This window comes from Maridesulfovibrio frigidus DSM 17176 (assembly GCF_000711735.1).
Lineage (GTDB): Bacteria > Desulfobacterota > Desulfovibrionia > Desulfovibrionales > Desulfovibrionaceae > Maridesulfovibrio > Maridesulfovibrio frigidus.
In genome coordinates this window covers 122,672-140,886 of sequence record NZ_JONL01000002.1, presented here as the reverse complement: position 1 = coordinate 140,886, position 18,215 = coordinate 122,672, and the positions used below count along the sequence as shown (strand labels likewise).

Annotated in this window: 14 protein-coding genes and 1 tRNA gene; 6 read left to right on the top strand and 9 right to left on the bottom strand. The window is 38.9% G+C overall.

The genetic code is table 11. The features are described 5' to 3' along the window. Positions 1 to 3: 3 nt before the first annotated feature. Positions 4 to 3,564 carry a YobI family P-loop NTPase gene (locus BR06_RS0104910; protein WP_031480710.1) on the bottom strand — a complete coding sequence of 1,187 codons (3,561 nt, stop codon included), beginning with the start codon at positions 3,562 to 3,564 and terminating at the stop codon, positions 4 to 6. A 196-nt stretch (positions 3,565 to 3,760) separates the two neighbouring features. Further along, on the bottom strand, positions 3,761 to 3,883 hold the full coding sequence (locus BR06_RS20830) for a hypothetical protein (protein WP_268870784.1): 123 nt from the start codon (positions 3,881 to 3,883) through the stop codon (positions 3,761 to 3,763). On the opposite strand from BR06_RS20830, the gene BR06_RS0104900 reads away from it, so the two are divergent. Then, positions 3,882 to 5,618: a hypothetical protein gene (locus BR06_RS0104900; RefSeq protein WP_031480709.1), complete on the top strand. Its 1,737-nt coding sequence runs from the start codon at positions 3,882 to 3,884 to the stop codon at positions 5,616 to 5,618. The two genes, BR06_RS20830 and BR06_RS0104900, sit on opposite strands and share 2 nt — an antisense overlap. A 217-nt stretch (positions 5,619 to 5,835) precedes the next feature. On the opposite strand, the gene BR06_RS20825 is transcribed toward BR06_RS0104900, so the two are convergent. From BR06_RS20825 to BR06_RS0104885, 4 genes are all read right to left on the bottom strand, one after another. Continuing rightward, positions 5,836 to 5,961: a hypothetical protein gene (locus BR06_RS20825; RefSeq protein ID WP_268870783.1), complete on the bottom strand. Its 126-nt coding sequence runs from the start codon at positions 5,959 to 5,961 to the stop codon at positions 5,836 to 5,838. A gap of 26 nt (positions 5,962 to 5,987) precedes the next feature. Continuing rightward, complete coding sequence (locus tag BR06_RS0104895) at positions 5,988 to 6,500, bottom strand: hypothetical protein (RefSeq protein ID WP_031480708.1); 513 nt, start codon at positions 6,498 to 6,500, stop codon at positions 5,988 to 5,990. A gap of 245 nt (positions 6,501 to 6,745) precedes the next feature. Next, a complete protein-coding gene (locus tag BR06_RS0104890; RefSeq protein ID WP_034602865.1) occupies positions 6,746 to 7,333 on the bottom strand; it encodes a Fic/DOC family protein in 588 nt (195 codons plus the stop codon). Next, the gene (locus tag BR06_RS0104885; protein WP_031480704.1) at positions 7,311 to 7,547 is read right to left on the bottom strand and encodes a hypothetical protein; all 237 of its coding nucleotides are present in this window, start codon (positions 7,545 to 7,547) and stop codon (positions 7,311 to 7,313) included. The genes BR06_RS0104890 and BR06_RS0104885 overlap by 23 nt, the downstream gene beginning before the upstream one ends. A gap of 554 nt (positions 7,548 to 8,101) precedes the next feature. Here BR06_RS0104885 and BR06_RS0104880 point away from each other — a divergent pair. Further along, positions 8,102 to 8,371 (top strand): hypothetical protein, encoded by a 270-nt coding sequence (locus BR06_RS0104880; protein WP_031480702.1) that lies wholly within the window; start codon positions 8,102 to 8,104, stop codon positions 8,369 to 8,371. A 433-nt stretch (positions 8,372 to 8,804) separates the two neighbouring features. Here the strand turns inward: BR06_RS0104880 and BR06_RS0104875 are convergent, their stop codons facing one another. After that, on the bottom strand, positions 8,805 to 10,547 hold the full coding sequence (locus BR06_RS0104875) for a hypothetical protein (RefSeq protein WP_156952657.1): 1,743 nt from the start codon (positions 10,545 to 10,547) through the stop codon (positions 8,805 to 8,807). Between the two features lie 860 nt (positions 10,548 to 11,407). Between BR06_RS0104875 and BR06_RS0104865 the strand changes: the two genes are divergently transcribed. After that, positions 11,408 to 13,075, top strand: a complete 1,668-nt coding sequence (locus tag BR06_RS0104865) for an ankyrin repeat domain-containing protein (RefSeq protein WP_031480698.1) — start codon at positions 11,408 to 11,410, stop codon at positions 13,073 to 13,075. Positions 13,076 to 13,158: 83 nt separating this feature from the next. Here the strand turns inward: BR06_RS0104865 and BR06_RS0104860 are convergent. Continuing rightward, a tRNA-Arg gene (locus tag BR06_RS0104860) sits at positions 13,159 to 13,235 on the bottom strand. Positions 13,236 to 13,680: 445 nt separating this feature from the next. Next, on the bottom strand, positions 13,681 to 14,253 hold the full coding sequence (locus tag BR06_RS0104855) for a TetR/AcrR family transcriptional regulator (protein ID WP_031480696.1): 573 nt from the start codon (positions 14,251 to 14,253) through the stop codon (positions 13,681 to 13,683). Positions 14,254 to 14,881: 628 nt separating this feature from the next. On the opposite strand from BR06_RS0104855, the gene BR06_RS0104850 reads away from it, so the two are divergent. From BR06_RS0104850 to BR06_RS0104840, 3 genes are all read left to right on the top strand, one after another. After that, positions 14,882 to 15,721: a fumarate hydratase gene (locus BR06_RS0104850; RefSeq protein WP_031480694.1), complete on the top strand. Its 840-nt coding sequence runs from the start codon at positions 14,882 to 14,884 to the stop codon at positions 15,719 to 15,721. Then, positions 15,721 to 16,275, top strand: coding sequence for a Fe-S-containing hydro-lyase (locus BR06_RS0104845; RefSeq protein ID WP_031480693.1), 555 nt, complete (start codon positions 15,721 to 15,723; stop codon positions 16,273 to 16,275). Before BR06_RS0104850 ends, BR06_RS0104845 begins: the two co-directional genes overlap by 1 nt. Positions 16,276 to 16,639: 364 nt before the next feature. Continuing rightward, positions 16,640 to 18,178, top strand: a complete 1,539-nt coding sequence (locus BR06_RS0104840; RefSeq protein ID WP_031480691.1) for an SLC13 family permease — start codon at positions 16,640 to 16,642, stop codon at positions 18,176 to 18,178. Positions 18,179 to 18,215: the final 37 nt, after the last annotated feature.

Here is an 18,215-nt window from a genome sequence, read left to right as displayed (position 1 = left end):
TGTCTACGATCTAAAAGTGTAAACTTTTATCTGTTTATCCTCATCTATCAGTTTTTGTGAAGATATGAACCCTCGCAACTCGAGCGCATCTATGAGGTTTTTATGCAATGGAATGTTTTCAAATGATTTATGATTACGAGGTAAGAGCATCCCGCTATATATTTTGCTGATCTGATCAAGGATGTTTGAAACTAGGTCTTTATTACATGTAGGAATGCATTTAGTAAGGAGTCTGATTTGGTCTTCCTCTCCACCGCAGCTAATAATCACTTTTGTCAGTATTTCGTCTTCAAATTTTGAAGAATCAAGTTCTTCTTTAAGGATTAGGCCAGAAATTAGCGGGGCGAAGTTTGGGCTGTCTTCAAGGTCATTTATAGTAACACCGTAGCAAATACTGATCTTCGCGCTTTCATCAATATCGCTTTGCAGTAGTCGTTCTTTTACATCCCCTTTGATAGGATAATCGGATGTATTTTCAATGTAGAAGGCAATGTTGTATTGAATTAAGGCAACAACGAGGTCTATACTTTTCCTGTCTTTGGCCGCTTGAAATGATTCTGGTGACAAAATTATTATATCTGTTCTGGCTAGGCATAAACATTTTTCATTCGAAATAGAGTCAGGGTATGCTTTGAGTGTTATAGGGCTTGCTTTCACTAATGCACAATAGTTAGTATCTGCTATTTCATCATTATTTAGAATAACCTTAAAAAGATTCCAGCCCTCATCAGTACGGAGTTCGTCGAGGTGGTCTTCGTCTGCTCCGAGTTTTTTACAGTTATAAGTGCTTTTAAATACACTGGTAAGTAAGCTCTCTTCGTACTCTTCGGAAGATAGGTAATCTATCAGATCTTTCCATGAAGGGGTAATTTTATCTTTTTCGAGCAGAGTGTTCCACAGTTCGCTGGGAACTCCTTCAAAAGATTCGAAGATATAATCTTGCTTTTCGATTACTTTTTCTTTTTGCTCCATATTTAATTTTTCTGATGTGAGCAATTTGTTGATCACGTCCCCACTTTCTTTTATGTTTTCAGGAAGCGTAAGGAATACTTTGTTAATATATTCAGCTAAATTGTTGTCTATATATTGTGCCAGTTTGGTGGTTTCAGATTCACAGATAGTTGTATAGTTTTTAGCAGAAAGATTACCGTCGTCCGATTTCCATGAGTAGTCACCTATTAAGAAGGATATATTTTCTTCATTGATTTCATATAAATTGTGTTCATAAGCATATTCGATGAGTTGGTTGTTGCTTTTTAGCTCTTTAAGTACCTCGAATTTTACTTCAAGATCATTTAAAACTGAATAGTCTTGATGATCATCTAGTTCATAAGTAAAAAGTCGGTTTCCATATTCACTAATATAGTCCGTAACCACTCCTCCATCATTCATTTCATTTACGATGTGGCTGTTTTCAACATATTTTAAAATTGAGCCAATGATTGTTGGAGTCACTTCTGTATTTGCATTGATAGCTTCTTCTGCAAATTCAGGCCATTTATGGCTTAGGCTTGTAAATAATTCCTCTGAGCTTTCGCCCTGTTCTAGGTACGTGGTAAAAAAGTTTCCACATTGTTCATAATTACCAATGATATATTGTACTACGTTATCGCGTTTGGCGTGATTATATTTGAATAAATAATTTACTAAATGGATGTTCAAGACATATTCTGTGTTAAAATCACTCTCTCGCATATCGTTAATGACTTCGAGAGGATTATCTACTTTTTGTCTGAGTTCAGGAGGGTTGCCGTTTAGTATGTTAAGCAGGAAGTCTCTATCTACGAAGCTTAATCGGCCCTCATGGAAGAGGGATATGAAGTTATGGTAATCTGTATCTAAATGCCCATTTCGTACTAAATATAAAAGAACTTCATATCTTTTGCCGTTATCTTCAGGCGTATCAGACTGGAGATTGAGTATATCCTGTATGCTGGCTTGTTTTGTGAGGTCACTCAAGGACGAGCAATTTAAATTTTCAATTTCAGATTTAATTTTCTGAATTTCCTTCTCTATTACAGCTCTCTTTTTTGAGGAGTTGTTTTCTAGAGCTTCTTTCCTCTCCAAAAAAGTTCTATTTGGGTCAATTTCTTTTTCAAAATCAGCGAAAGTAGGGATGGTTATGCCGTTGCGCCCTTGTTCGCTACATAGTTGTAGTTGGGCACCGTTCTTCGCAATGTTGATTTCAAATGACTTTATTGTAGTTAGATCACTGAATCGTATTACTGTATTAGACTCGCCTCTGATTGCGCCATTATTACCGTTTATCGTAGTAGCCTTCATTAATATCGGTGCGAGATATACTTTGACAAGTTCACTTAAATTTTTAATTTTCTCACTGTTTGAGTCTGTTAATTTATTTCTTAAAAATTCAAGCTCTTTCTTCAATTGTGTTTCTTTAGTGTGGGCAAACTTAAATTTATGTTCACAAATTTTGAAGAAAAATCCTTCTCTGTGATGTAGCTTGTCAAAATCTGTTGGATATAGATTTTTATAAAACATCATTGCCAAAAGTTTAGTTTTATCCAAATCTGCATTTATTTTTTTGTGGTAAATTAAAAACTCATTAACAACATTGTGGATGAGTCTGAGATCATTACAATAAAGAGAAATATCTTTAAGGAATTGATGATCTATTTTTGTCGCGGTATTTCTCAATATTTCTTGTATCTTATCAAAAGAATTTGAAGCATTCACAACAGGGACTACGGGCAAAATAAAGTCAAAAAATTTAGTTCTATCAGTAGTAGAAAAAAGGTCGTCTTTAACGGCATATAGGAATGTTATTTTCCCATTATCGTTATTGTTTTCATTTACTAGCGTGTTTATTTCTCTGAGTTTTACAAAAATATCTGTTGATTCAAACCTATCTAAATCTTCAAAGACAACAAGGTTGTAATTCGTTGCTTTAAAGAAATAGATTATTTCATCAAGGTATTTATTGAAAAGGGAATCTTCACTTTTACTACAAGTTTCTATCTCAGCACTTGCTATAGAAATCCGCGTCAAATTTATTTTAAAAAATGCAAGATAGGCATAATGGAAAAAGGCGACGCCCCCAATAAAAGTGACGAGCCCAGCAAAAAAATAAAGAAGGTACATTGGAAGCTGCAAAGTAGAAGTGACACCCCTATGCACATACATTATATAGATGAGTACTATCCAAAGAGCAAAGATAGTTGATTTTGTCTTCGCTCCTTTGGGGGTAATGATCTTTTTAAAGCGAGAGTAGGGGAGATTGTCCGCATCAGCTCCGTAGATCATTTGCTGTAGAATACTTTTTTCAATTAAATGGCTTTGACCCTTGTCATAACCATTCTCTTTCGCTTTTTCATCTTTAAACGAAGCAAGCGAAATGTTTAAAATTTTATAACGCTTGCCGCACTTCTTCTCAAAAGTTTTAATTACGCTGCTTTTACCTGAGCTGTATGGCCCTGTTAAAGCAATGTTTTTAATATCGCTTTCGTTTAAAGCAAAAGTTAAAGCTTTTGAGTATGTGCGGTTGGGATCTGCATCGTCGATAGGTGCTAGTGATACATATTTAGGAGTTTTTTCATCTGTCATATATTTTATCCTGCAATTTTTGATAATCTATGTGCTTATAATGCAGAACTGAATATATTATATTGAAACTAAAATCTATAAATTATACGCGACATCACTTGTTCTGCTACTGCATGCAACTATTCTAAAACTTAGCTAAAAGATGATGCTTGGGAATGTTTTTAGGGGCTGGCTTATGCTGATATTTATCGAGAGATCATTCTCCTTCATCCCTCACTTGCAACCCTTCAAGCTCCTTCTCAAGCTGCTCTATACTCGGCAGAGTGGATTCTAACTCTTTAGGCAAAGACTTCGCTAGTTCGTATTCGGAAACGCCCATGGGAGTATTTGATGTGGCAGCACTCTGGACAAATGAGAGGAAGGCATGTTTATTTGAATTCTTCTACTCTAACAGAAAGACAATAAAAGGAATGAGCGTGAATAAGTCTGTATTGCAAAGCAATCGGCCAGCCTGGGCAGCTACAACCGAATTTAATGATTCCTCTATTCGTGGATCATATAATCCAATGCATTTTGTCTTAAGGCTTAGAGAGGATGTTCAGCAAAAATTATCCACGATTGAATCAGGTATATATACCAATGACATTGATGATGAATTCATCACTTCTTTTTCAGTGTATCTTCATGAAACAATTCACTGGTGGCAACATATTGGGTCAACAATAGGGTTGCTTCTCAGTCTTGCATACCCAGCACAATCACATATCAACAATTTGTACTTAAAAGATATCATTAACGAAATGGGGCCATTTAAATCAATAAGGACTTATAGCTTAAATCAAGCTTCCAGCACACAAACAAAAAATGAACAGAATCTTAACCGCATACTAAACAACTATTTCGACATACAGTTTTCTAAAAGTCTCATGTTCTTCCCTCTCGAAGTTTCGGACATTACCAAAGATAAATTTTTCGAAAGTATGGGGCACTCATATCAAATATTATGGAGTTCAGTTCTTTGGTTACTATCCTCATCGTTTGATCAAACAAACGATTTTTTACCCGACCCGCGTAATTGGGAGAAATCATTTCGAAGACTCAACGATCAGAGAGTTGAAGGGTTTTACTGGGGATCTCCAATAAGACTAGCGCCAATGAGTGTGAGAGAAATTTTTGAAGGGCAAGCTCGTTTTTCGCAAATTCAGTATTTATATTACGCGTCAAACAAAAGCATAACATGGGAATACTGTGAAACAAATGGTCTACTTTCTGACATTTACGTTGATGCGTTTAAATATTTTTTAGAAGCTTCTGAATCAGAATGGCCGGCTGACATTGGAGATCCTTTGATTGGACTTTTTTTACTTATATGTGACATAGCGATCAATCTCGGCGATGGGTTTCCTTATGATCTTATACATCATGAATCTTTTATACTTTCGAACGATCCTGGAATAAGATTCTTAATACTTGCCAAGCATGTAGCAAAAGAAAAATCATTAACTAGTGCTATAAAAAAATTTAGCAAAGATGAATATATAACTGTAAGCAAAGAATTATGTTCGGCATTAGTGTGTCCAACTCCAGTGGAATGCGCTCTAATAGTTAAAAACTGGGCTGAAAATCAAACGTCAATTCAAGACTTATTAGTAGAAGAATCAACTTTTAAATTTAAAAATGAGAACCAGCCTATACGCGTATTCTTTTCGCAGTTCATCAAATTTCAAACAGATAAATGCAAATGCCCAGAGATATTCTGCTGGCCCGGTGCTCATTTTGCTGGGGAGCGATGTTCTGAAGAAACAGAGGAAATATTTTATAAATACCAGGCACTATTTGTAGCTGAAAACAATGGCAAAATAGTTCCCCGTTATTTTGACGGTAAAGAGAATAAGCATGTAGATGAAGCATTTAATTCATTCTATGCTTGGAATATCTTGTACGACTTAAGCAATCAGTGGGTCGTTGAGGACGGCCCGTTTAGCTATGATTATAGTTGGCTAACCGACGAGTATGATCAAGAAAGAATAAAAAAATGGGCAGGTTCTTTATTTACAAATATCTACGGGCATTCTCCAGAATCATTCATATTTTATAATCAACCCTCTAAATAGATTAAAAGGATACAGGTCGTAATATATGAAATGGAATAGTCTGAGCTATCGCCTTTTTCTACGCTGGAGAAATACGGAACTATTCTTTGCTGGAAATGACGAAGAGGTATTCATGTTTGATTCCTGAAGTATTGAAGGCTACAATTAGAACTTTCGCTAAAACACTTAATGAATAAATACATATACCCTGACAAAAGTTGAGGTATATGTATTTATTCTATTTCTTCTTTTCTGGTTTAGGAGTGGGGACTTGTGGACGAGGAGGCGTTTTTTTTACAGGTGGATTACCCCGATCTTCCAAAAGAACTTCTTTTCTACTTGTGCTGTCTGAGTGTTTGTTCATAGCAATTTCTTCCTATTTTTCGTTGGTTAGTCAATTAAGTTCTGAAAATAATCTGTAGCCTCAGTTTCTGCATTTTTTAATAAGCGATTATTTACAGGATGAGGATTTCCAATACAGGCATTTAACATTTCGTTTTTTCTTCTTCTCAATTCTTTTGTTTTTTTTGAAATTTCCTTCAGAGTCAGATCTCCAGCCTGAATGTCACTCCATCCATCTTCAAAATCCATAGAGATTGTATCATAAATACCTGCAAGGCGATTGCAGCAGTCAGCCCTTTCATTGTAAGGGAATGTTAACTTTATAACACTCAATAAATAAGCAAAGGCGACTATTCCTGACAAAAAGTTCGAATAATCTTTCCATATCAACCAGCTACCAACACCACCGCAAGTAACGGTTAAAACAAACAGATCCACCCACCACATTTTTCTTTTACAGAGTAATGAGTACTTTGCGTGATAACAAGCGTGAGCTTTAACTGCATACATTTCACGCCAGTAACCATCTAAGATTTTGTCTGAATCTTCTAAAGATGACATTAATAACTACCCTTTAGCCTAGAATTGATAACAAAGACTTTTAACCAGTAAAAATATCAAACACAAATTATCAACACCATAACGAATATATAATGTTGTTGAGATACGATAAGTTCAATTAATGAAGAAGCTTCCCTTAGCTTTAATAGAGTTCTACAGCTCTTTTATATAGCATTAGCCAAGATTATGTTTGAATAAGGTTGTGATATTAGTCGCTTGAGTCGACTTAAGGCAAGGTGATCACTTTAATCTTCAAAAACAACTAGAGCTCTGGCAACAACATCACACATTAGCTGCTCCCCCTTGCTAACGCCTTCAATGCACGCTTCCAGCCAGCCGTCTTGCAGCTTCTCTATATCTACGTCATATCCGGCCTTGCTTGCCAACAAAGATAGGAATTCACGAATGGCTCGGCCATTTCCTTCACGAAACGGATGCGCAACGTTCAATTCAACCACATAATGAGCAACCTGTTCAACGAAATCACTGGGAGAAAGATCTTGTAAGTAATCATCACCTGCCAATTCGGTGAGAAGTGTAGATATGCAAGATTCTAAACAGCGGGGATTTGCAAATAAGGTTGCTCCTTTACTTATTGAAACATTTCGCTCTTGCCCTGCCCAGTCGTAAACATCTTGGAATAGATGGAGGTGAATAGCCTTGAGATGTTGGTAATTAAATTCTCCGCTAGGAGAATCTTCCATCATTCGGTTGGCAACAGAAAGGCGCTCGAATTGATCAAGCGCCTCTTGGTTTGTTAGTCCGGCCTTATTTCTGAGGACGGATGAATCTTTGTAAGTATATATGTCTCTATGAGCATATCGTGTAGGCATAGTCGGGGAACCGTTCTTTCAAAATATTTGTTCGTTCTTTAAAAGAGCACTCTTTCTGGATACATTCTTCAAAGACACTGATTTCTTCAACGGTCAGATGCAAGCCTTCAATAGCAAGGGATGCTTTGACGTGCATAAAGCGGCGTTGCAAAACTTCAGATTTCTTCTTGGGCCTCTTTGCTGTTGCAAAAGTATATTTTGATGTCTTGATCATAGAATAAGATTAATACCTGCGAGGATAAAAAGCAATACCACGGCGGAGCAATCAAGAGGAATAGCGCAGAATCAAGTTTTCATGAGCTTTTGCAAAAGTGGAAAAGGACCGACTAATACACTAACCATAATGGGTTCTTTATTAGAAACATAAACTTTTATGACTTTCGTTTTGTTGTGTACGGATTCCACGTTCTTCTTGGACTGTTTTTATTCTTGCATTGAGCCGCAGGCGAATAAGCTCTTCTCCCATAGGGAGCAGGGCGTAAGGTTGTCCACTTTGAAAAAGTGGGCCCACCTTACCTGTCCTGCCTCCAACGCTTAGGTTATTATACAGGATTAAAGGTGATTTTTTGATATTTAGTGATGCTCCCTGTTAAATATCAAAAAATCCTCTTAAATCATCTATAATCTCGTTTAGTATCTGAAAGTATCACATAGTGTCCTAATATTTCACAAGCTAACAGTCTAATACTTTTGACTTTAAAAGAGTTAATCTGTTAGTTTTAGTGATCTTATTACGGCGAGTCAGTCAGGGTACAAAAGGAGGATAGAGTGCGGAAAAAATATGATGCAAGGGTTGAAGTGATAGCTTCGTTGTCAGTGATCAGAGATCTGACAGAGAAGGGATACTCGAAGAAGGCCATTTATAAAAAGTTAAAAAATGATGAATTGCTGACGATAAGCTACGTTCATTTTTGTCGCTTTGATTTGGATGGTAATCTTTCCAGACAGCAGAAGAAGTCTACTTTTAGATTTCAAAACAATGAGGGTAAAAAGCTGGAACTTAAATCTGCTAATCCGATAATATCTGCCCTCGTATGATCTAGGCACACGGATTAAAAATTGTAAGAAACAGCGAGTCTTTAAGGTGCGGCAATTAAGAATACTATGCTGAAAATATTAGCTAATAGATTTAAGCTGGGTATAGGTCTTCGGGAAAGTGTAATTCCTGTAATGGACTCAGTTTTATCTTCTTAAGACATTGGAATAAGACAGGTTAATTGAAATTTAAATTGTAATAAAAATGAAATAATATGTAATGGGGAATGTAATTGCCAGTATTTTCGGTGGGTTGTGCTTTTAAGAAATGTAATCTCAAAGTGTAATATCTGTTACATAAAATCACACTTTTTATTACACGCAGAGTTTTGTTTTAGTACAACTATTTTAGATTGTTGTAGGTATATTTACAAATAATTACACTTATTACAGTTTTCCGAATCCCTCTGGTGATGATTTTTTTGTTCAAAAGCTATTAGACCTTAAAAACCCAGCAGCGAACTGTTTTGTTTGTTATTTTGCTAGTCATGGCCTTAGATTTATGAAGCAATTTATGTTTTTTTGAGTGCGGGAGAAGCTTTTTTAATACTTTGAGATCAGGCATTTCCTGCCCGTTATCTCTACACTGTTGCACGAAATGATTAAGATTGATTGCGTAATAGGCAGGATTGCCACTGTGATTCAAGGCTTCTCCTTCTGTGCTCCTTGTTTCTGAGTTTAGGTATCTGAAAGTCTCCCAAAACTGTTCCACTAAAGGATGGTCTGCTAAAAGCCGCTTCTCTCGTAAGGTTGCTCTTTGTAAGATATATAGTTTGAAATCCTCTATTGTTTCTGTGCTTATGGCTGGGAAGATTATTTGCAAAGCATATCCGCAAGCAGCGACTTGTGCATGATTTTTGGCTATTCTCTCATTTTTTAGTGATGCAGAAAAAGCGGTTTCTATCTTTTTGAAACTCTCAAAATACGTTTTTAGAATCTTTGCTTCATTTATAAGAGCTGTCTTCAAGAATCCGCTTACTTCCTCGCAGGAAATCTTTTCAAAAAAACGTGCAAGCTCACGCGATCCGGAATCGTAATGAGTTTTATCGGCATGGCAATGTACAATTCGTTGTAAAAGAGCTTCACTGCCGTCTACTTGCGCATTTTGAGATATGATCAGGGATGCTTGGAACAAGGATTCTTCCACGTCATTATTGCGCTTGGGGACGCCTAGCGTTCCTGTTCCTCTACCATTATAGAAAGGCTTGCATTCGTCAAAATTGAATTGCTTTTGCTTGCTGTCTTTACCGCCTGTTTCACGGTCTGACTCAATGATCACAATAGGCATATTGGAAACCTGATTGAATGCCCTGCGGCGGCCTGCTATTGTGGATTTCATCACGTCGAATCCTTCATAGTCTTCTCGGCCTAACAATTTCCAGCAGAATTCGAGCATGGTGGATTTGCCTGCGCCCGGATCTCCTGTAAGCTCAAAAAAAGGAAAGGATTTTTGCTCTTTCCGTATTTGATGTGCGAAGAGTGATCCTGTCCAGAAAGCAAGAAGAGCAAATCCCTGCCAGTGAAAAGTTTTCAAAAACTTATCAAACCAATCAGGGGTGAATTTCCCATCTGTAATTATTTTGATAGATTTCAGGCCGGGACGGACAAGATCTTTTCCCACTCTATAAAAACTGTTTTCGTCTAGCCTGATTTCCTTACCTTTATAAAAAGCTGCTGCCGGATAAATATATGCTTGGGATTCATTGTCATACCCAATATACGGGATAGAGCGGACGGTAGAGAGTTCATTTTGAAGCCAACGGTTTGTGAGAATTCGCATGTCGGCAGGAGTTCCGCTGAAAGTCCCTCCAGCAGTTCTGTTTAGCAAGGCTTTGTGGAAAGCATCCGCTGTTGCGATATTCGAACCTTCAAGGCGTACAATTTCAGGTTTTTTGCTGGTGGATTGTATTTTGAAAACATACCATTGCTCACCTAGCAATTCATCCACTTCGCGATAAAGACATTGAGGGTCACGATTGCATATTTCCATTACAGTGCAGTGACTGATAAATACGGGAAAGCTATCTTTGTCCTCAAGCGGAGTGCCGGCTAAATCTTCAGTCAATTGTGCAATATCAACGCAGACGCTAAAGAGTCTGTTTTTGAAAGTAATGACAAAACGTTTCGCCGAATTTCTACAATACTTATGGTAGGTATACTCTTCTACCGTTTTAGCCATGAGTAGCTTGCCACGGTGCTTGCAGTCCTCCATAAATCTTTTATTAATTTTGTTTGCTCTAAGCAAATCATCCCAATCCTGACCTTTGGGCCACCTTACCTGTCCTGCTTTCCGGATCTGTATGATTATATGCGATTTGCCGATGTTTTACAATTTATTCAATAATTCCTACTGTTTTTTGCGCGTTCTCATTAGGTTTGCTAATTTTTGAATGCTCTTGTCACTTCTTGCATAATCTGCTTGAATATCGTTAATTAGAATTTTAACAAAGAATGTACCAGCTTAATTATCGGTTGGCATGTTGTGATAGCAGGGTGCAATTATAAACTCCGTGCCGTAATTGGTCCTGCGCAGGTTTTACGTGCTGCAATGACGCAGTGCTATTGGTGTAATGTGCGGAGAGAGTGAGGCTCTTCAAAAGCAAAGGGTGCTTTTTAGAAAATGAAAATATTCAGCATTTCTTGACACATTAAAATGATCAGTTGGAGGTAGTTTCATGAATAATGAAACATCTGACATTCAAAAAGATCGCGAATTGTACGAAGAAGTATGCAACACATCAATTCAGGAGATTATGGAACGTCCCTTGGATTGATTCAACATGATCCTAGTGCATAGTCTGCTTGGTGCAGCATCGCAGATGACCAGTGTTACGCAGTTACATCTGAAAGAAGCTTTAAAATCATGTAGTTATGTCCTATCAATAGATTGTAAGTATATTGAAATTTGGTATTTGAAGGGCTGTCTCTACTCCACGATGGAGGAAGGGAAAAGACAAACATACTTCACCTTAATTCGACGGAACTATAGCTTAAGAACAAGGTAAGCGTATGAGAACCTAGTATAGATAGGATGGCATTATGAAGACAGGGAAAGGTATCATGACAACCAATGTAAAGCATCACAAAAAGACCATACTGTTCGTGACTATTGCTCTTCTGTATTATTTAACAATAGGAACCATAGTAGCACATTCACAAAACTTGTTTTCGGCTATAGAATACAACGATATTAAAGAGGTAAAGAGATTAATTAGAAATGGGGCAGATGTTAACGGGAAAAATAAAATCGGGTATACTCCGTATATTTATGCTCTCAAAATGGATGTTTTGGGAAAGGGGTCTACAGATATTGTTCTACTTCTACTTAATAGTGGAGCAGATCCATATCTTTTACCTGTAAGCAGGCATTCACATGATTTGCACTTTGCCGCAGATTCTAGGAATTTAGAGGTGGTAGAGAGTTTAATTAAAAGTGGAGCAGATGTTAATGCAAAGGACGTATTTGGGCACACTCCTTTGTCTTATGCTGTTACAAGTGGACCATTGAACGAAGAAAAGGGAGATTATTCTATTGTAAAGTTGCTACTGGATAGCGGCGCTGATGTTAACACAAAATATGGTGGTGAGTACGAGAGCACAGCCTTTAGTGATGCTGCCAGCGCAGATTCTAACTATAAGATTGTAAAATTGTTATTAGAAAATGGAGCGGATGTTAACGCGAATAGCTTCATGGGATCCCCACTGCATCGAGTTATGAAGTTAAGAAATAGTAACTTTTTTACAACTGCGCTATTGGTCTATTACGGAGCAGATGTTAACGCAGAGGACAAGTATGGACGTTTACCTTATTCTTCTCCCCCTCATAAGAGCATAAACTACAGAGCACTTGAACAGCTATTATTGCTGGTTTGTGGGACAAATATTTTCCATGAAAACAAAAATGGAACTTCTATTATTACTAAATGGGATCTACTAGAAGTATTAATATTTTTGCTTTTCACATTGACACTTCTAACCGTGTTTGTCTTTGCACCAATATATTTTAGTCGGAAAAGGTGGCAGCAAAAAAGAATAGCCAGAGAGACCCTTGAAGCGGTTATTCCAAGGGCTGTTACCTCACTCGAAAACACTCTCCAAAGCAATCCTAATGGAAACGTATTAAAGAATAGAATCGCATCCTTTTATTTTGATATTATTTACTCTGATTGGATGGTTGATGATAATAACTCACCTTTTGCTACATCATATCAGCAAGTATTTCAGGGGTATGAGGTTCTTCGTAGAATTAGAAAGTTAGAAGTCACCGATTCTGAAGTGCAAAACAAAATCACCTCAACAAGCGCGCATATTGCTAGCATGAAGGCTAGAAGGTTTACTGGCTCACCTGCTCCTGCGGCAGTATGGATACTGGTAGGGCTAGTGACCATAATAATAGGTTTTAATGGGAAGTCAGACTCTGCTGAATTGGTGGCAACTGGCCTTGCTCTTTGGGGAGGAGCCATATTTTATTTAATCGCCGCGAGCACTCCTTTATATAAAATAAATGCTGTAGGCCTCAAGGAATCGAGAATGGATTCTTTTCTTTCAAATTTTAGAGAGACGTCAAGTGATCCTATTGGGGGAGCGAGGCCCCACGAAGCGAACTTAATTAGGCTCATGGGATTTTTAATGATGTACGCTTTTATTGGAGCATTACTTCCAGTCATAGGAATTTATAATTTTTATAAAAATTATGTCAGGATTTAAATTTGGTAAGAAAGTGGTAAGAACTAGCAAATCACAAAAAAGAAAAAGGACTTAGATTTTCATCTAAGTCCTTGTTTTTCTAATGGTGCGCCTGAGAGGATTCGAACCTCTGACTTACGGATTCGTAGTCCGGCACTCTATCCAGCTGAGCTACAGGCGCGCTTCGAAAAGAAGTACTATTGAGAAAGCTCTATTTCGTCAAGCGTTATTTTAAATAAAGTTGTTTTTTTTTGATTATTTCAACGCGTTAGTACTGATATACTTTCTAAGTATCTGTTATATAAGGTTAAGTTTTAAATTGGTGTTTTTGTTGTAAATAGCAAGTGGGAACAACATTATGCTCAAGATTATTAATATTAATAATCTTTCGTGAAAGATATTGTCGTTTGTGAGCAATATTTTCTAAGAATGACCATAATAGAGTGTCCTAAGATGAATTTAGAGCCGACGTCCATGCTCTTATGGGTGCCGGTTTTCAATTGTGGGCGGACAAAAAGAGGAAAAGTAGAAAGGATATATCCATGCATATGAAAAAACTGTTAGGCACGGAAAGTAATCGCGACCCATAAGTAAGGCTCATCTGAGTAGAGGTAAGTGGTTAATCTCTAATGAGCTGCTACGCTTCTGATGATGAATAGGCATGCTTCTTCAAATAATTCCGGTATTTCGTACGGAGTTAGAAATTCGGTCCGAACTGCCCCAACAATGTTGCCATAAATTAAGAATGAAGTTTGCGGCATAGGGAGCTCTCTAATAGAGCCGTCTTTCATTCCTTTTTTTAGGTATATCTCAATTTGATTGATAAGACGCAGGAATTTGGAAGCGATTTCGTTTCTATCAAGCTGAGGGTTCTCGTCACTGAATGGTGAGCATCTTAACAAGGTGGGAAAGGTTGTTCTGTTGGCGGCGGTAAACTCGAGATAGGAATCAATGAAAATCCGTAAAGCTTCAAGTCCTGTGTCTGCCTCTTTGGCCTTTTCTTTAAGAGAAGTGAGCATTTGATCAATTAATGCTCCTCCGGCTTCAAGGAACAAACTGTCTTTGTTGCCGAAATAGTGGGAAACCAGTCCTGCAGCTACTCCCGCATGGTCCGCAATCATTTTCAGGGTAGTGCCGGTAAAGCCGTGTTCTCCAAATTGTTCTTGAGCTGAAAGAAGTATTCTTTGTTTTTTAGTCATTAGGCCGAAGCTCCGAAAAAAGTAGTGTTAATAGCGTTATTAAAAATTAGTTCTCTAATGAGTATGAAATTAGAATGTTGTCAATACGTTTCCAATATTGATTGACCAGCCAAATAATGAGTGGTAACCATTATTCCAAGTATCTTAAAAAAGGTTTTTTAGCCACTTCAAGTTTAAAAAACAATTCGTGAAATTTTGAGATTCTTTTTTATTTAATTCTCTCCGAAAATCGTATGAAAAGACTCATGGGTGGGTTGATTTTGGGTCGATTTTTGGGCGTTTGGGAGGATGCATGTCAGGTAGAATACTTAGCGTGTTCATTGTGTCCAATCTGCCCTTTTCTCGGTTAGAACAGCAGGGAACTAAACAGTGTAGCGTGTTGCTTTACTCTGTTTTATGATGTTTTTCTGTCTGTTTCCTTCTCTTCAATTCTGCCTTTTTTGAACTTCTTTTCTACATATATTAGTAAATCCAGTGTCTTATCTGTGGGCTTGTCAAGAAGTCCTTTGTTGTATCTGGAATGCTTTGTTGACTTTTCTGCTACCTTTTGTGCTGGTAGAATTAACTCGGTTTCCTGCGTCGTAAGATAAGGGTATCCACAATTTAAGAATTATTCAGGAAGTAGATGATGCGTACTATTAAAGCTGAAACTATTATCGAAGCTGTAGCAAAGATGTGCGTAAGCGCGAATCGCTACTTGCCGCAAGACGTGCGTAAGCGTTTTGAAGAATGCGCTGCCGCAGAAGATTCTGCAGCGGCAAAAGAAGTATTCAGGCAGATTAAAGAAAATTGGGAGTTGGCTGAAAAGTCAGGCCTTCCTCTTTGTCAAGATACGGGACTCGCAGTATACATAGTTGAGGTTGGTGAAGATGTCAGCGTTGACGGCATGACTCTTAGAGAAGCCATTAATGAAGGTACTCGCAAAGGCTATGACGAAGGGTTTCTTAGAAAGTCTTCCTGTGATCCTCTCACTCGCAAGAATACAGGGGACAACACTCCTGCTATTATCCATTTTGATCTTGTCGCGGGTGATAAACTTAAAATTACATTTATGGCGAAGGGCGGTGGCTCTGAAAACATGAGCCGTGTGACCATGTTGACTCCTGCTCAAGGTTGGGCTGGAATCAAGAAGTTTGTCATTGAACGTGTTGCTGAAGCTGGTCCAAATCCATGCCCACCTACAATGGTTGGCATTGGTGTCGGCGGTACTTTTGAATATTCCGCGATTTTGGCTAAAAAATCACTCATGCGTAAAGTTGGCGAGCCAAGTGCTGATCCTGAGATTGCGAAGATGGAAGCCGAACTCATGGAAGATATTAACAAGCTGGGGATCGGTCCTATGGGACTCGGTGGAAAAACCACTGTTTTTGATGTGAAAATCGAAATGCGTCCATGCCACATTGCCAGCTTACCGCTTGCTGTGAACATCCAGTGTCATTCTTCAAGGCATGAGGAGGTGGAGCTATAATGACTACTTATTCACTGACCACTCCGCTTACTGATGAGGATATCGTCCCTCTCAAAGCCGGGGACGTTGTAAAACTTACCGGAACTATCTACACCGCACGTGATGCGGCTCACAAAAGACTTACTGACCTTTTAGATCAAGGTGAAGAACTTCCCTTTGATTTGAAAGGTTCGGTTATATATTATGTCGGTCCAAGTCCGGCCCCTCCGGGCAGACCTATTGGAGCGGCAGGCCCCACCACCAGTTACCGTATGGATGCTTATGCTCCCCGCCTTTATGGCCTCGGGCTGAAAGCCAGCATCGGCAAAGGTAAAAGGAGTGACGAAGTTAAACAGGCTCTTAAGGACAATAAGGCTGTTTATTTCGGAGCAACCGGTGGAGCCGGAGCTTTGCTTTCTATGTGCATTAAAGAAGCAACAGTTATCGCCTTTGACGAACTCGGACCAGAAGCTATCCGCAAATTGGCTGTCGAAGAGTTTCCTTTGCTGGTCATCAATGACTGTCATGGCGGGGAACTTTATGCGGTTCCGAACCTAGAAGCTGCGGGCGTTTAGATGTGATTGGTCAATCAAGTGGAAATTGAGTTCTTTTCGTGGCATACACATAACAGTGACAGGCAGAGATCTGTGGTGTCAGATCGAAAAGAACTGGAATTTAGCATCTTTTAAATGAACTTCGTAAATATTCGGCTGCTCCTGAATTTTGCGTAAGTGACTTGAAAAAATCCTTTCCTTGTTCATTTATGACTTAGGGAAGGTAAAATAGGTGATGAGGTATCGTATATTTATAATTGGTTGTCTAAATTAAGGATTAGGCAGGGTGTTATTAAAGTGCGCTGACAATCCGCTTGCGAAGCGGAGCACGAATGACATTCATTTTATCCTTTTTTTAGATGCCGCAAGCGCAAAGTGAGGGACTATGGGCGCTCAAAATGATGGTGGGAATGGTAGAATAATCGGCTTTTTCCTAGGGCCTATTGTATTTGTATCTATGCTTCTTATGTCGGCTCCGGATGGCATGAACCCAGCTGCATGGAAAGTTGCAGCTGTAACAGCTCTAATGGCGATCTGGTGGATTACGGAAGCAATTCCAATTCCAGCAACATCCTTATTACCAATCGCAATGTTTCCGCTATTAGGCGTAATGAAATCTAAAGCCGCATGTGCGCCTTATTCTAACCACTTAATCTATCTCTTTATGGGTGGCTTCTTTCTTGCTGTCACAATGGAAAGATGGAATTTGCATCGTCGTATTGCTATTCACACCATTAAAGCCGTTGGAACAAGTCCGGGACGTATGATTCTCGGGTTTATGATCGCAACTGGTTTCCTTTCAATGTGGGTGTCCAACACCGCTACAGCAATGATGATGGTTCCCATCGGTCTGGCTGTCATTCAGCAGGCAACCGGGTTCGACTCTAAAACGCTTAGAGCTTGTCCATCCACTGGTCCTGAATCAAACTTTGGTAAATGTCTCATGCTCGGTATCGCTTACGCTGCATCAATGGGCGGAGTTGGTACAATCATCGGTACACCTCCAAACACCGTTATGGCTGGTATGGTCGACAAAATGTACGGCGTACAGATCGGCTTTGGCGAATGGATGATGTACGGTGTTCCTTTAGCTGTGATCATGATCGCAGTTTCATGGTGGATTCTCACTCAGTTCTTATTCCCAACAAAAGGAATGGAACTTGCCGGTGGTGAAGCCATTATTGATGAAGAAGTTAGAAAGCTTGGACCAATGACTAAAGAAGAAAAGTACATAGTAATCGTTGGTTGCTTTGTTGCTACATTCTGGCTTTCTCGTGGATTCCTTAAAAAAGCTCCTTTCATACAAGATATGTGGCCTCAGTTCGGTTTTATTTCCGATGCCACAATTGGTATCCTTGGCGCATTGATCCTTTTTGCGATTCCTACCAACTTCAAGAAAGGCGAGTTCCTTCTTGATTGGAAGACCGCTGTTAAGATTCCTTGGGACGTAATTTTACTCTTCGGTGGTGGTCTTGCAATTGCGAACGGTTTCTCCAAGACTGGCCTCGCAAACTTCATTGCATCCAGATTGACCATGCTTGAAGGTATGACTCTGTTAATGTTCGTTGGACTGGTTGTTGTTATCACAATCTTCCTGACAGAGATTACTTCCAATACTGCTACTGCAACACTTCTCGTACCTATTATGGGTAGTGCCGCTATCGCGATGGGCGTTCATCCTTTCGCGACTATCGTCGGTGCTTGTGTGGCAGCTTCCTTCGCATTCATGCTTCCTGTTGCAACACCGCCGAACGCGGTTGTTTTCGGGAGTGGGTGTATCACGATCAAACAGATGGCCTCGGCCGGTTTCTGGTTAAACGTATTCGGAGCGATATTAATTACTCTTTCCGTTGTTTACTTCCTGCCGATTGTATGGGGCATCGATCTGAGCGTGCTTCCACCATGGGCCGTAATGCCTAATTAGTTGCTTTCATTTATTTCCAGACGGCTCATAATGAGCC

Excerpts from the sequence above, each read along its gene's own strand:
- BR06_RS0104910 (WP_031480710.1), bottom strand. The coding sequence starts at position 3,564 with ATGACAGATGAAAAAACTCCTAAATATGTATCACTAGCACCTATCGAC.
- BR06_RS0104900 (WP_031480709.1), top strand. The coding sequence starts at position 3,882 with ATGGGAGTATTTGATGTGGCAGCACTCTGGACAAATGAGAGGAAGGCA.
- BR06_RS20830 (WP_268870784.1), bottom strand. The coding sequence starts at position 3,883 with ATGGGCGTTTCCGAATACGAACTAGCGAAGTCTTTGCCTAAAGAGTTA.
- BR06_RS20825 (WP_268870783.1), bottom strand. The coding sequence starts at position 5,961 with ATGAACAAACACTCAGACAGCACAAGTAGAAAAGAAGTTCTTTTGGAA.
- BR06_RS0104895 (WP_031480708.1), bottom strand. The coding sequence starts at position 6,500 with ATGTCATCTTTAGAAGATTCAGACAAAATCTTAGATGGTTACTGGCGT.
- BR06_RS0104890 (WP_034602865.1), bottom strand. The coding sequence starts at position 7,333 with ATGCCTACACGATATGCTCATAGAGACATATATACTTACAAAGATTCA.
- BR06_RS0104885 (WP_031480704.1), bottom strand. The coding sequence starts at position 7,547 with ATGATCAAGACATCAAAATATACTTTTGCAACAGCAAAGAGGCCCAAG.
- BR06_RS0104875 (WP_156952657.1), bottom strand. The coding sequence starts at position 10,547 with ATGGCTAAAACGGTAGAAGAGTATACCTACCATAAGTATTGTAGAAAT.
- BR06_RS0104865 (WP_031480698.1), top strand. The coding sequence starts at position 11,408 with ATGAAGACAGGGAAAGGTATCATGACAACCAATGTAAAGCATCACAAA.
- BR06_RS0104855 (WP_031480696.1), bottom strand. The coding sequence starts at position 14,253 with ATGACTAAAAAACAAAGAATACTTCTTTCAGCTCAAGAACAATTTGGA.
- BR06_RS0104850 (WP_031480694.1), top strand. The coding sequence starts at position 14,882 with ATGCGTACTATTAAAGCTGAAACTATTATCGAAGCTGTAGCAAAGATG.
- BR06_RS0104845 (WP_031480693.1), top strand. The coding sequence starts at position 15,721 with ATGACTACTTATTCACTGACCACTCCGCTTACTGATGAGGATATCGTC.
- BR06_RS0104840 (WP_031480691.1), top strand. The coding sequence starts at position 16,640 with ATGGGCGCTCAAAATGATGGTGGGAATGGTAGAATAATCGGCTTTTTC.